At 63.0% G+C, this 13,330-nt stretch carries 14 protein-coding genes; 11 read left to right on the top strand and 3 right to left on the bottom strand.

Annotation, left to right across the window (positions count from 1 at the left end; genetic code table 11):
• Positions 1 to 30 precede the first annotated feature (30 nt).
• From AC6CH3_RS20840 to AC6CH3_RS20820, 5 genes are all read left to right on the top strand, one after another.
• Entirely contained in the window at positions 31 to 645 is a 615-nt protein-coding gene (locus AC6CH3_RS20840) for a dihydrofolate reductase family protein (RefSeq protein ID WP_498134233.1), read from the top strand.
• Positions 646 to 798: 153 nt separating this feature from the next.
• On the top strand, positions 799 to 1,239 hold the full coding sequence (locus AC6CH3_RS20835) for a CBS domain-containing protein (RefSeq protein ID WP_498134232.1): 441 nt from the start codon (positions 799 to 801) through the stop codon (positions 1,237 to 1,239).
• A gap of 176 nt (positions 1,240 to 1,415) precedes the next feature.
• Entirely contained in the window at positions 1,416 to 2,357 is a 942-nt protein-coding gene (locus AC6CH3_RS20830) for a LysR family transcriptional regulator (RefSeq protein WP_498134231.1), read from the top strand.
• 145 nt (positions 2,358 to 2,502) lie between these two features.
• Positions 2,503 to 3,804, top strand: a complete 1,302-nt coding sequence (locus AC6CH3_RS20825; RefSeq protein ID WP_498134230.1) for an aminotransferase family protein — start codon at positions 2,503 to 2,505, stop codon at positions 3,802 to 3,804.
• The gene (locus AC6CH3_RS20820) at positions 3,801 to 5,288 is read left to right on the top strand and encodes an NAD-dependent succinate-semialdehyde dehydrogenase (RefSeq protein WP_498134229.1); all 1,488 of its coding nucleotides are present in this window, start codon (positions 3,801 to 3,803) and stop codon (positions 5,286 to 5,288) included. Before AC6CH3_RS20825 ends, AC6CH3_RS20820 begins: the two co-directional genes overlap by 4 nt.
• 367 nt (positions 5,289 to 5,655) lie before the next feature.
• On the opposite strand, the gene aztA is transcribed toward AC6CH3_RS20820, so the two are convergent.
• Positions 5,656 to 6,318, bottom strand: a complete 663-nt coding sequence (aztA, locus tag AC6CH3_RS20815) for a zinc ABC transporter ATP-binding protein AztA (RefSeq protein ID WP_498134228.1) — start codon at positions 6,316 to 6,318, stop codon at positions 5,656 to 5,658.
• A gap of 56 nt (positions 6,319 to 6,374) precedes the next feature.
• Here aztA and aztB point away from each other — a divergent pair, with 56 nt between their 5' ends.
• From aztB to aztD, 4 genes are read left to right on the top strand one after another with little or no spacing between them, the layout of a single operon-like run.
• Complete coding sequence (gene aztB / locus AC6CH3_RS20810) at positions 6,375 to 7,319, top strand: zinc ABC transporter permease AztB (RefSeq protein WP_498134227.1); 945 nt, start codon at positions 6,375 to 6,377, stop codon at positions 7,317 to 7,319.
• Positions 7,300 to 8,520, top strand: a complete 1,221-nt coding sequence (locus tag AC6CH3_RS20805; protein WP_498134226.1) for a hypothetical protein — start codon at positions 7,300 to 7,302, stop codon at positions 8,518 to 8,520. Before aztB ends, AC6CH3_RS20805 begins: the two co-directional genes overlap by 20 nt.
• Positions 8,517 to 9,434 carry a zinc ABC transporter substrate-binding protein AztC gene (gene aztC, locus AC6CH3_RS20800; protein WP_498134225.1) on the top strand — a complete coding sequence of 306 codons (918 nt, stop codon included), beginning with the start codon at positions 8,517 to 8,519 and terminating at the stop codon, positions 9,432 to 9,434. Before AC6CH3_RS20805 ends, aztC begins: the two co-directional genes overlap by 4 nt.
• 38 nt (positions 9,435 to 9,472) lie before the next feature.
• Positions 9,473 to 10,693 carry a zinc metallochaperone AztD gene (aztD, locus tag AC6CH3_RS20795; protein WP_498134224.1) on the top strand — a complete coding sequence of 407 codons (1,221 nt, stop codon included), beginning with the start codon at positions 9,473 to 9,475 and terminating at the stop codon, positions 10,691 to 10,693.
• 85 nt (positions 10,694 to 10,778) lie between these two features.
• On the opposite strand, the gene AC6CH3_RS20790 is transcribed toward aztD, so the two are convergent.
• Together AC6CH3_RS20790 and AC6CH3_RS20785 are read right to left on the bottom strand one after the other, a co-directional pair.
• Positions 10,779 to 11,078 carry a hypothetical protein gene (locus AC6CH3_RS20790; protein WP_498134223.1) on the bottom strand — a complete coding sequence of 100 codons (300 nt, stop codon included), beginning with the start codon at positions 11,076 to 11,078 and terminating at the stop codon, positions 10,779 to 10,781.
• A 33-nt stretch (positions 11,079 to 11,111) separates the two neighbouring features.
• Complete coding sequence (locus AC6CH3_RS20785) at positions 11,112 to 11,402, bottom strand: ArsR/SmtB family transcription factor (protein WP_498134222.1); 291 nt, start codon at positions 11,400 to 11,402, stop codon at positions 11,112 to 11,114.
• A gap of 335 nt (positions 11,403 to 11,737) precedes the next feature.
• Between AC6CH3_RS20785 and AC6CH3_RS20780 the strand changes: the two genes are divergently transcribed.
• Entirely contained in the window at positions 11,738 to 12,664 is a 927-nt protein-coding gene (locus AC6CH3_RS20780) for an ABC transporter substrate-binding protein (RefSeq protein ID WP_498134221.1), read from the top strand.
• Between the two features lie 45 nt (positions 12,665 to 12,709).
• Positions 12,710 to 13,330 (top strand): amino acid ABC transporter permease (locus AC6CH3_RS20775; protein ID WP_498134220.1); only part of this gene is annotated, 621 nt, incomplete at its 3' end.

Genomic DNA, 13,330 nt, shown 5'->3' with positions numbered 1-13,330 from the left:
CCGGCCGCCGTTCACGCGAAGGAGCACACCATGGGAATCCTCTCCGTCGACCTGTTCATCACCCTCGACGGCGTGTACCAGGCGCCGGGCGGTCCCGACGAGGACCGCGAGGGCGGCTTTGAGTTCGGCGGCTGGCAGGGGGCGTATTTCGACGACGAGACCGGCGAGGCGATTGGCGCCGGCATCAACCGCATGGACGCGCTGCTGCTCGGACGCAAAACCTACGACATCTTCGCGGGGTTCTGGCCCCTGCGGGGCAACGACGACCCCATCGCGGTGACGTTCAATGCCCTGCCCAAGTTCGTCGTGTCGCGCTCCCTGACCGAACCGGAATGGGAGGGCACCACGGCACTGTCGGATGTCGCGGAGGTGGCCTCGCTGAAGGACCGGTTCGACGACATCCACGTCATCGGCAGCGGCGGCCTCGCACGGTCGCTCCTGGAGGCAGACCTCGTCGACCGGCTGAACCTCTTCCTATACCCGCTCACGTTCGGTTCTGGCAAGCGGCTGTTTGCCGACGGCGCCGGCGTGCCGGCGGCGTTCCGACTCGCGCAGCCGCCGCAGGCGTTCCCGAAGGGCGCGGTCTCGCTTGTATACGAGCGCGCGGGAGCGCCGATCACGGGCGTCGACATCAGCCAGGCGTAGGGGCGGGATAGCGTCCGCGGCATCGCCGCGTTCCCGTCCCGGAAGGAGCGGAACCGCCGTCGACATCGGCGCTGGCCTCGGCGTAGGCTGGCAGCATCGGCGCATGTGCCCGGTGGACTCTGCGTCGATACCTCAATCGATGAAGGAGGACCAATGAGTGCTGTACGTGAATTCATGACTACGGATGCACGGTGTGTTACGGAGAACCAGTCCCTCGTAGATGCCGCACGGATGATGATGGACCTGGACTGCGGATCCCTGCCGATCTGCGGGGACGACGGCAAGCTGAAGGGCATGATCACTGACCGGGACATCGTGCTCAAGTGCGTTGCTGTGGGCCGTGATCCACGTGAAATGATGGCCCGCGACCTCGCCACGGGCACGCCCCACTGGATTGACGCCGATGCGAACGTTGACGCCGCGATCGAAATGATGGAGAAGTACCAGGTCCGGCGGCTCCCGGTTATTGCTGACCACAAGATGGTAGGCATCATCAGCCAGGGTGACATCGCGCGCAACTACTCGGAGGAGCGTGTGGGCGAACTGGTGGAGCACATTTCGGAACGCAAACGAATGCAGTCGAGCACTTCGTAACGAAGGACAAATTCATCAGCAAACAAGCGCCACGGAGTTCTCTCCGTGGCGCGATCTTGTGCCCGCTCGTGGGACGCTGCTTTCTGCTGCGGAATACGATAGACAGCGTCGGATAGATTTCGAACAGCTGGTCGGATAGCTCTGGGAAAACCCACGCGGGGCCAACCTGGCCACGCATGCCCACAGCGCATACGGCAGCAGATAGCCAGGAAGCAAGCACAATGCTAGATGTTCACCGCCTCACGCTGCTGAGGGAAGTCAAACTGCACGGCAGCATGAGCGCAGCAGCACGGGAACTCGCGTATAGCCATTCCGCCATTTCGCAGCAGCTGGGTGTCCTGGAGAAGGAAACCGGCGTGATACTGCTGGAAAAAGTCGGCCGCAACGTCAAGCTCACTCCGGCCGGCGAGGAACTGGTGCGGAACACAGAAGCGATCCTGGCCGCCATTGAGCGTGCGGAATCTGATTTGGCAACATCGCACCAGCGGGCCCAGGGCGTAGTTACCGTCGCTGCCTTCGCAACGATCAGCCGCAGCGTTATGCCAACGGCTATGGCGGAATTGGCTAGAAACTTTCCGGGCCTGGATGTGCGTCTCCGGCGCGAGGAACCGGAAATGGCTGTCATGCAACTGATGTCGCGACAGGTAGATGCAGTAGTAACTGACGCATTTCCCGGCACGCAAGGGGCGCCACATGGCGGCATCCACACCACCGTGATCGGTCAGGACCCCATTCGGGGCTATCTCCCCCGCGGCGTGGCCTTTGAGGACTTTGACCAGCTCCGCAACGCGCGCTGGGTCGTCGAACCCCTGAGCTCGGCGTCCACGCAATGGGCCTTACGGGTATGCCGGGAGCGGGGGTTTGAGCCCGTGGTCGCACACGTCTCCTCGGACCTCCTTTTTCACCTCAGGATGGTCGAACAAGGGCTGGCCGCAGCATTTTTGCCGGACATGGTCGTGCGCGAGGCAGGCAGCGACGTCGTGCCGAGTCCCTGGCTTCCCTCTGACCAGCAGCGAAGCATCCAGTATCTGGTCAGGTCCGGGTCGGAACACAGCGTGGCACTGGTGGCCGTGCGGGAAGCAATCGTCCAGGCGTTCCAGCTGAATTCCAACCTGTAAGTAACAGTTACAGGTAAGCGTCAAAAACATTCGCTTTTGTTTACCGGCTTGCTTAGCTACATTTGCTACTACGCCGGAATCCCTTGCAATCACGCGGTAGTTCCTGCAGAAAACCATGGCCGCGCCTGGAAGGGAGCGAATTCAGATGTCCCTCAACGACATTTCATCTCCGAGCGATTCCTCCTCAAGGCTGCTTGAAGGGCCCGCTCTTTGGCCTGCCCAGGCGCACACGCCGACAGTGCTCGGCCGGCAGCTCGTCATCGACCGCGGCGAAGGATCCTACGTCTTCACGAACGATGGCCGCCGCCTGTTTGATGGAACAGCTGGCTTGTGGCACGCCAATATTGGGCATTCGAATCCGGAGCTGGCTGAAGTCGCATTCGATCAGATGAAGCGGCTTGAGACCTATCACATCTTCGCCCGCTTCACGAACGATAAAGCCCTTGCCCTCGGTGAGCGGCTTGCTGAAATCTCGCCGATTGACCGTTCGAAGGTGATTCTGAACTCGGGCGGCTCCGATGCCATCGACGTCGCCTGCAAACTGGCCCGCCGCCACTGGCAGCGTGAAGGCCGGGCCAGCAAGATGGTCATCCTCAGCCGCGAGTTCGCCTACCACGGCCTCCACGCCTACGGCACGAGCATCGGCGGCCTTGACTTCAACCGCGAAGGCTACGGCACCGATTCCCTCGTCCCCGAAACGGCCCGGGTCTCCTACAACGACCCGCAGCATGTCGCGGCCGTGGTCGCGGAAGTGGGGCCGGAGAACATCGCGGCGATTGTCACCGAACCTGTCCAGGGCACAGGAGGCGTGAATCCGCCTGTACCGGGCTACCTTGAAGCCATTCAAAAGATCTGCCGCCAGAACGACATCCTCTTGCTCCTCGACGAAGTGATTACCGGCTTCGGTCGTCTCGGAACGATGTTCGCAGCCGAACGCTACGGCATCGAACCCGATCTGGTGATTTTCGCCAAGGGAGTCACGTCCGGTTACGCACCCCTTGGCGGAGTCCTGGTAAGCCCGCGGGTGTGGGAACCGTTCTACGTCGACTCACCGGATACGCCCGTCTTCCGTCACGGGGCGACATATGCCGGGCATGCAACAGCCGCTGCAGTGGCCCTGCGCCACCTCGAAATTCTGGAGCGCGACCAGCTGGTTCCTCGCGTCAAGGAACTCGAAACAGTGCTGCGGACAGAATTCGACAAGCTGGCCCAGCGACAGGCGGCAGTTGCCGACGTGCGCGTGGCTGGACTGCTCGGGGGTATCACCCTCGCCGACCACCTGAAGGCTGAACAGGTCTGCGACGACCTGATCGAGCTTGGATACATCGCCAGGTCCCTGCGCGGCAACACCATTCAGGTCAGCCCGCCGTTCATCATCAGCGACCAGGAACTCACGCTATTTGTCACCGCCATCGAGCAAGCCATAACCGAAAGAGAGAACCGATGAGCCTCACAACCAACGTCGCTACGCCGCTGATCACGGCGGACGCCGACAGCCTCCGGCACGCGGATGCAGTCATCCAATCCATCAACCTCCCCAGCTCTGGCATCGCAGTACAGGACCCTGCCACGGCCGAGACCATAGCCCACGTCCCCGACGCTGATGTCGAGGCTGCACTGGAGGCTGTTGGAAAGGCCGACGCGGCAGGAGCCGACTGGGCCAACAGCTCCCTCCGTCAGCGCGCCGACGTGCTGCACGCCTGGTACGACAAGCTCGTAGCCCACACCGAAGATCTTGCACACCTGATCTCGCGCGAAATGGGCAAGCCGCTTGCGGAGGCCCGCGGCGAGGTCAAGTACGGTACCGACTTCGTTCGCTGGTACGCCGAGGAGGCCGTGCGTCCCGCAGGGAACTTCCGGGAAACGCCGGACGGAGGCGCGAGCCTTCTGACACGCCGCTCCCCCGTGGGCTTGGCGGTGCTCATTACGCCATGGAACTTCCCCCTTGCCATGGCAACCCGGAAAATCGCACCGGCGCTGGCAGCAGGATGCCCCGTAGTTATCAAGCCTGCCACCCTTACCCCCCTCACGACGTACTTTGCTGTGCAGCTCGCCATTGAGGCAGGGGTGCCTGAAGAACTGATCCAGGTCATCACCACGTCAAAGTCAGGGGCCTTTAGCGAAGCCGTCCTGCTTGACCCAAGGGTCCGGAAGGTTTCGTTCACCGGGTCGACGCCGGTAGGCCGCCAGCTCCTGAAGCTTGCCTCCCAGAATGTCCTCCGCAGCTCGATGGAGCTGGGCGGTAACGCACCGCTCATCGTCTTCAACGACGCTGATCTTCAGCGGGCTGTGGACGGAACGTTTGCCGCGAAGCTGCGCAATGGCGGACAGTCCTGCATTGGAGCCAACCGCATCTACGTCCAGGACGGGATTGCCGATGACTTCGTGTCGGCGCTCACCGAACGTTTCGCCCAGGTCGCCGTCGGAAGCGGCCTCGGACAGCAGACCGGACTGGGTGCGCTGATCGACGACCGCGCAGTAGCCCAAATGCAGGCGTACACCGAGAATGCCGTGAGCCTGGGTGCCACACTGCTGACCGGCGGCCACGGATACGACTCGGCAGGCAACTTCTTTGCCCCGACCGTCCTGGACCGGGTCACGGAAGATTCCGACGTTGCCCAGTCCGAGATTTTCGGCCCTATCGCGGCGATTCAGCGGTTCAGCACAGAAGCCGAGGCAATCACCCGGGCCAACGCGACGGAGTTTGGCCTCGCCGGCTATGTGTTCACTGAGAACCTCGACCGCGCTCTTAATGTCGCCGATCGCCTCCAGACAGGCATCGTGGGTATCAACCAGGGCGTACCGTCCAATGCTGCCGCCCCGTTCGGAGGCATCAAGCAGTCAGGCCTCGGACGCGAAGGAAGCGCCGAAGGCCTCGAAGAATACGAGAACATCCGCTTCTACAACGTGGCGCGACGCGCCACTGCCTAGTTCTCACTCTGGGAACGCGTCAGCCTGCCGCCAGCTGGGCAGCTGAGCTTGTTCGCAGCAATAAATAGCACGTCCCACTTGGGACCGGCGCCGGTATTGGCGCCGGTCCCAAGTGCGTGGTGCCGGACTGTGGCTGTCCCCCAACCCTTGACGGGAACTGTCCTGAAAGGTCCGACGTCGACGCCAGGTGTGCCCCCACGTCACCAAGGTGCCGCAGCAGCGGAAGTCAGGCGCCGCCGTCGTGAGCGCCCAAAAAAACCCTGCCGACTGGGTGAAGTAGGAGCTGCACACGCGGGCAGCTCCCCTAGTCGGGGAAGGCGGCTACTCAAAGCGGTCAGCCGAGGGTGAGCTGGAACTGCATGGTCCCTCAGGGTCCAACCGGCGTCACACCCTTCGGCGGTGCGTCGGAGCTGACACGTCCCCTATCCAGCGTGATGACCCGGTCCGCACGTTCGATATCTCCAAGGTCATGGGTTGACTCGATGACTGTCACTCCGCGCCTCAGTTCTTCGGCAATCGCTGCTCGAATCAGTTGGTGCGCTGCCATGTCCAGGCCTGCCGTGGGCTCGTCCAGAATGAGGATGTCCGACTCCTGCGCCAGCCCTTGCGCGATGAGCGTGCGCTGGTGTTGACCGCCGGAAAGTTCGCTGAGCTGGCGGCCGGCCAGGTCCTCAATCCCCATCCTCTCCATCGCCGCCGCGACCACCCGCCGATCCAGGGCACGCAGTGACAGCAATCCCCGCCGGTGCGGCCACCTGCCCATCTCCACCGCTTGACGAACAGTGCACGGCATGGACTCAGGTGTCCGGGCTTGCTGGATGACGAAGGCAGGGCGGCCGGCGGTGACGGCTACCGCTCCCTGCGCCGGCTGCAGCACTCCTGCTGCCAGGGCGAGCAGTGTCGACTTCCCTGACCCGTTCTTGCCCGTCAGCACTGTGTGCGTCCCCGACTCGAAGGTCAGCGAAACATCCGCCAATGCCTGTCTGTCCGGATAGGCATATCCAGCCTTGCTGAAGATTACCGATGACACTGCGTCTCTTCTCTTGTTGCGAATAAGTCTCATTAGCTAGTGTACGATGAAGCGCGATGGAATGGTTACTTGATCCCCTAAGCGCTTCGTTCGTCCAACGCGCCCTGCTCGGCGGCGGCCTTGTCGCAATCGTCTGCGGCGTCGTCGGAACCTGGGTAGTCGTGCGAGGAATGGCCTTCCTTGGCGACGCAATGTCGCACGGGCTGCTGCCCGGCATTGCCATTGCCTCACTCCTCGGCGGCAACCTCATCATCGGTGCAGCCGTGAGCGCCGCGGCGACCGCGGCCGGCGTTTCAGCCATCACCCGGAACCGTCGCGTCTCCCAGGACACCGCCATTGGACTGCTGTTTGTCGTCATGTTGTCGCTCGGTGTAATCATCGTGTCCGCCTCGGGCTCTTTCGCCGTGGACCTCACCGGCACGCTCTTTGGCGACGTTCTGGCCGTCGAGACGAAGGACATCACGGTGCTGTGCGTCGTCGGCGTCGTCGTCCTGGCGGCCGCTGCGATCTTCCACCGCGCGTTCATGGGGGCAGCGTTCAACCAGCAGAAGGCGGCAACCCTAGGGCTGCGCCCCCGACTGGCCCACTTCGTGCTGCTGTGTCTGATCACGCTTGCCGTGGCCGCGTCATTCCAGGTGGTCGGAACACTCCTGGTCTTTGGCCTGCTCATCGCTCCGCCCGCGGCCGCCCTCGTCTGGGCAAAGTCGGTCCGGACAGGAATGATCCTCGGCTCCGTGATCGGCGTCGCCAGCGTGGTCGTCGGCCTCTGGATCTCCTGGTACGCGTCAACCGCCGCCGGCGCCACCATCGCCCTCGTTGCAGCCCTGTCCTACTTCGTCTCCGCCCTTGCCCGCTCCATGGTCCGCAAAGATGCCATGGTCCCCCGCACCACAGTCCTCAAAGACGGCCCGGCCACGCCTGCTGCCGAGTCCGCGCCAACCCGAACGCCCGCATCAGAGCCAGAATTGGAGCCCCTTTCCAGTGCACCGCACCACCGCTAAACTCCCTATCCTCCTGCTTGGCCTGCCGCTACTGCTGTCCGCCTGTGCGGACACCAGCACAGGCAGCCAAACTGCTCCGACCTCGGACACTACGCCCCATGGCTATGTCGCCGGCGCGCAGGAGAACCCCGAGCCGCAGAATGGTCTGCTCACCTTCGATCGGGAGACCGGGAAATCGCAACTGCTTTCCCTCCTGACCGATAAGACAGTCGACGCCGGGACGTTTGGCCCCCTCGACGCCGTTCAGCAGGATGGCCGCTACGCCCTGGTCACCACACAGGACGGCGTGAAGGTGTTTGATACCGGTGCCTGGACAGTGGACCACGGGGACCACATGCATTACTACAGCTCCGGGCCTCGTCTGCTGGGCAGCATCACCCTGCCGGACGCTGGTGCTGTAGCTGGAGACGGCCACTCTGTAGCGGTGTTCTCTGAAACCGGTGGTTATGCATCAATCTACAAGCACAAAGACCTGGACGCAGGGCAAGTGGTTGAATCCGCCCGCATCACCACCACACCGCACACGGGCATGGTGATCCCCTATGAAGGGCACTTCATAGCCACCACTGCCGGCGAAGGCGCCGCTCCCGGAGCCGTGGAGGTCCGCGACGCCGAGAACCACACGGTGCTCAGTGGGCAGCCCTGCGCCGGTTCCTCCGCACACGCCACTACCCGGGTGGGTGTGGTGCTGGCGTGCAAGGACGGTGCCCTGCTCATTACCGAGGACGACGGCAAGTTCGCCGCCGAGAAGATCCCGTATCCAGCCAAAGCCGGCGGCATTCCACCCGCAACAAGCCTTGAGCACCGCCCCGGCTCCAACGAACTCGCCGCACCCGCGGGCGACGGCGGCATATGGCACCTGAACGTGTCAAAACGCACCTGGACTTACCTGAAGACGGCCGTTCCGATTGTCGCTGCCTCTGCGGTCGGCGACACCAAGCGTGTGCTGGCCCTCGGCGTCGACGGTTCCCTGATGACGCTCAATCCGGCCACCGGCAAGGTGACCGCCAAAGCCACAATGCTCCAGCCCCTTTCGGCAAGTGCAGACAACATCCCGCAGCTTCGCATCGACACCGCGCGTGCCTACCTCGGGGATCCTGCCGGTTCAAAAGTCCATGAAATCGACTACGCGGACGGGCTCCGGGCCGCCCGGACCTTCAATGTCCCGGCCGCCGACATCGTGCTGGAGACCGGGCTGTGAAGCGCGGGGCAGCAACGAAGCTGGGCGGTGCCCTCCTGGCGCTCACCCTCGCGCTGAGCGGGTGTTCGGCGGCAGCGGCTGAGCGGCCCACCGTCGTCGTCACCACCAACATCCTGGGCGACATCACACGCAATCTGGTGGGCGACCAGGCGGACGTGGTGGTGCTGATGGAATCGAATGCCGATCCGCACTCCTTCGGCATCTCAGCAAAGCAGGCTGCGGTCATCGAAAACGCGGATCTTGTCGTCCATAATGGGGCGGGCCTGGAAGAAGGCGTCCTCAACCACGTGGAGGCCGCCGCGGCGGAAGGTGTCCCCACACTGGCGGCGATGGACGCCGTCGAGCCCTTGAAGTTCACCAAGGACGACGGCGACGGCGCCGTGGACCCGCACTTCTGGACCGATCCCTCCAGGGTGGAGCTGGCCGCTGAAGCGATCGCCGAGAGCATCGTGGAGCACGTGGACGGGCTGGACAGCACGAACGTGCGCTCCAAGGCGGCTAACTACAAGGCAGAGCTGGAGAAGCTTGAGGCCTCTATGGAGAAAAGCTTCGCGGCCATCGACCCGGGCAAACGCAAGCTCATCACCAACCACCATGTCTTCGGCTACCTGGCACAGCGGTTCGGTTTCGATGTCATCGGAGCGGTCATTCCCAGCGGAACCACACTCGCCTCGCCCAGTTCAGCAGACCTCAACGACCTCACCGGAAAAATCCGGGCAGCGGGCGTCGTGGCCATCTTCGCGGACTCCTCACAGCCTGAACGCCTGGCCCAGGTGCTAGCCGACGAGGCGGGACAGGACATCGCGGTGGTCCCTCTCTTCACCGAATCCTTGGGAACAGAAGGCTCCGGCGCCCACACCTACCTCGAAATGATGCGGACAAACACCGACCGCATCACCAAAGCATTGTCCTAAAACACCACTCACCAGCCCCACAAAAAAGGAAAACGCATATGCATCACCGCACCAGACCCGCCCGCCTACTCACGGCACTGGCCGTCACCGGCCTGATGCTCGCCGGCTGCGGCGCCAACGCCACCCCGGCCGGCAGCAGCGCCACGAGCCCGTCAGCCAGCGCCTCCGCCGTTGCCGAGGCGCTCCCGCGCCTCGTGACCACCTACGACGGCGGCATCAAGGTCCTGGACGCCAAGTCGTTCGAGGTCCTCGGGGACTTCCCGATGGAAGGCTTCAACCGGGTGAACGCGGCCGGGGACGGCCGCCACGTCATCATCTCCGCCGCCGAAGGCTTCAAAGTGCTCGACACCGGCGTATGGAGCGAGGGCGACAAGCACTACGCCCAGGACCCGGCCATGACGGACATCAATTTTCCCGCCAGCAAGCCTGGCCACGTAGTCCGCCACGACGGCAAGACCATCCTGTTCAGCGATGGCACCGGTGAGGTCACTGTCTTCGAATCGAGCGCCCTGGCCAACGGGCAGCCCAAGACCGAAACGCACAAGGCCAAGGAAGCCCACCACGGCGTCGCCGTCGAACTCTCCAACGGCGAACTGGTCCTCACGCTGGGCAACGAGGAAGAACGCCCCGGCATCGTTGTCTTGGACAAGGACGGCAAGGAAATTGCCCGGAACGAGGACTGCCCCGGCGTGCACGGCGAAGCCACCGCCGCAGCCGAAACCGTGGTCATCGGATGCCAGACCGGCGTCCTGATCTACTCCGCTGGAAAGATCACCAAGCTGGACAGCCCCACCAAGTACGGCCGCATCGGCAACCAGGCCGGTTCCGAGGAATCCGAGGTGACCCTGGGCGACTACAAGAAGGACCCGGACGCCGAACTCGAGCGCCCCGAGCAGATTTCCCTGATCAACACCAAGACCAAGAAACTCACCCTGGTAGATCTTGGAACCAGCTACAGCTTCCGCTCCCTTGCCCGCGGACCCCACGGCGAAGGGCTGGTGCTCGGCACTGACGGCGCGCTGCACGTGATCGACCCGGACAAGGCAACCGTGACGAAGAGCATTCCCGTGGTTGCACCTTGGGAGGAGCCGCTGAAGTGGCAGGAAGCGCGGCCCACGATTTTCGTCCATGGCCACACAGCCTTCGTCACCGAACCGAAGACCAAAACCGTCCACGCCGTGGACATCGAGTCCGGGAAGATCAACGGCTCCGGCAGGCTGGAAGTGACACCGAACGAATTCACGGGCGTCAGCGGATAAAGGGACTCTTCCCCTGACATGTGAGCCTGATACGCAAGGGACCGGCGGCTATCGTAGCCGCCGGTCCCTTGCGTTTCTTGTGTCCCTAGTGCTCGTCGTAGTGGCCTTCGTGTTCGGCGTGCCGGTGGCCGTCGTGGACGTAATCCACGTGGTCTCCATGCTGAACCGTCTCGTGCGTGCAGTCCGGCCCACCATGCTGGTGCTGGTCCGGAGTGTGTTCTGCCGGGTCATCGTGCTCGTCGTAGTGGCCTTCATGTTCTGCATGCCGATGGCCGTCATGGATGTAGTCCACATGGTCCCCATGCTGCACGGTGACGTGATCGCAGTCAGCTCCCCCGTGTTGATGCTCGGCGAGGGTGTGTTCGGCCTGGACTTCCTCGGTCATGATGTCTCCTTCGCGGACACTGGGAGGCTTCTCCTAGCGTTCCTGGCTATGTTCGATGGCATCTTGAATGACATTGGCCACGTGGTCATCGGTCAGGGAGTAGATAATCTCCCGCCCTGACCGGGCGGCAGTGACCAGATTGATCCCCCTCAACAGGCGCAGGTGTTGGGAGACCAGGGGCTGGGACAACTTCGTTGCCTCAGTCAGCGCGCTGACCGTCGACGGTTCGTGAGCCAGCGCGGACAGGATGAGGAGCCGGGAAGGGGCGGAGAGGGCCTTGAACAGCTCAGCTGCCCCCGCGAGGGATTCCTCATCAGAAAACACATAGTCATATAAGCATTCTCTTATGCTTCGGACAAGAGCCTGGGCCGAAGGATTCTCCCGGCGAGTCCAAATCTGAGCGCGGTCGACTCTAAGGCACATGAGGAGGATCTGTCAACAGTTTAAAAGCTGAGCTGCTCAACAGTTGAAGTAGAACTGTTGAACTGTTGACATTTGGCGATTTTCAGGGTTCTATTGCTGAAGCAGAACGAGATCTAAGTCACTCAGGTGCCGACGCCCTCCCCGCCTGTCGTCTCATGATGTCGAGAGGGAGGCATCGGAAAGCCTGCCACCGCTTTAGCCGGCCTTTGCGGCTGAAATCATCGAAGGGAACCACCATGAAAACCATTAACAAGATCCAGACTGCGGCTGCCGGGCTTGCTGTCCTGCTGTCCCTGAGTGCCTGTGGCGGCGCTGCCACCGGCACTCAGGGAGCGGACATTCCCAAGACGCAGAACACCCGGGACATCTCCGAGGGTGTCCAGCCGGATGCGGCCGCGGTGGCGCTGCTGCCGGAGTCCTACAAGGCCAAGGGAGAAATCACGGTGGCGATGGATCTGAGCTCCCCGCCGATGACGTTCCTCGCCGAAGACAACAAAACCCCCATTGGCGTGAACCCCGACCTCGCCCGGCTGGTGGCGAAAAAGCTGGGCCTGAAGCTGAAGTTCGAAAACACGGCGTTTGACACGATCATTCCCGGCATCGACGGCGGCCGCTACGACTTCACCGCCACCACCATGTCCGCCACCGAAGAGCGGCTGAAGGTCCTGGACATGATCAACTACCTCAAGGGCGGCTCGGCCATTGCGGTGCCCCATGGCAACCCGAACAATCTGGCCAACGACGCGCTCTGTGGCAAGAACATCGGCGTGACCAAGGGCTCCACCCAGCAGCTCAAGCACCTGCCGAACGTCTCGAAGTGGACCTGCGAGGAAAAGGGCAAGCCGGCCATCAACGGCGTGACGCTGCCCAACGTCCAGGAAGCCCTGACGCAGCTGGACTCCAAGCGGATCGACGGCGTCTTCTACGACGCCAGTGCCCTGGCCTGGGCCGACGAGCAGCAGCCCAACCACTTCACCACCCTGGAGCCCAGGATGGATACCCGCACGAACACCAACGTCGCCATGGGGGTCAAGAAGGGCTCCCCGTTGACACCGGCCCTGCAGAAGGCCATCCAGTCCATGCTGGAAACCCCGGAATACAAGGAGTCCCTGGAGTACTGGGGCCTGGGCGAATCAGTCATCACCGAAGCCACAATCCGCTAAGGGGCGTCCATGCAGCAAACAACTATCGAAAGAAGTGGCCCCGGCATGAACGGGAAAGAGTCGCATCTGAAGCCACGGCTCCGGCGGCGCAGCACCTTTGAGTATGTCGCCTGGGTGGTCTGCAGCCTGATCGGCATCGGCATCCTGCTCTCGGTCTCGACCAACCCCAACTTCAGGTGGGGTGTTGTCGCCCAGTACTTCACGCATGAATCCATCCTGCGTGGCCTCATGCTCACCATCTTCCTCACGCTTGCCAGCATGGCCCTGGGAACGCTCCTGGGGCTGGGGCTGGCGATCATGCGGTCCTCCAGCATCAAACCGGTTGCCGCCACGGCCAGTGTTTACATCACGATTTTCCGGGGCACCCCGGTCCTGGTGCAGCTGATCTTCTGGTTCAACGTCGCGGCGCTGTACCCGGACCTGTTCATCGGGATTCCGTTCACGGACATCGGCACCGCGATCGACGTGAACGCCCTGATGGCACCCATCACCGCGGCCCTGGTCGGCCTGACGCTGAACGAGGCCGCCTACATGGCCGAGATCATCCGCGGCGGGTTCTCCTCGGTCGGCAAGGGCCAGATCGAGGCCGCCGACTCCCTGGGCATGAGCGGGGCGATGAAGATGCGCAAGGTCATCATCCCGCAGGCGATGCCCTCAATCATCCCG

Source organism: Arthrobacter sp. GQ119 (assembly GCF_059759125.1).
Note: the sequence above shows the minus strand (reverse complement) of the source record. Positions and strands in the feature narration are given on the sequence as shown.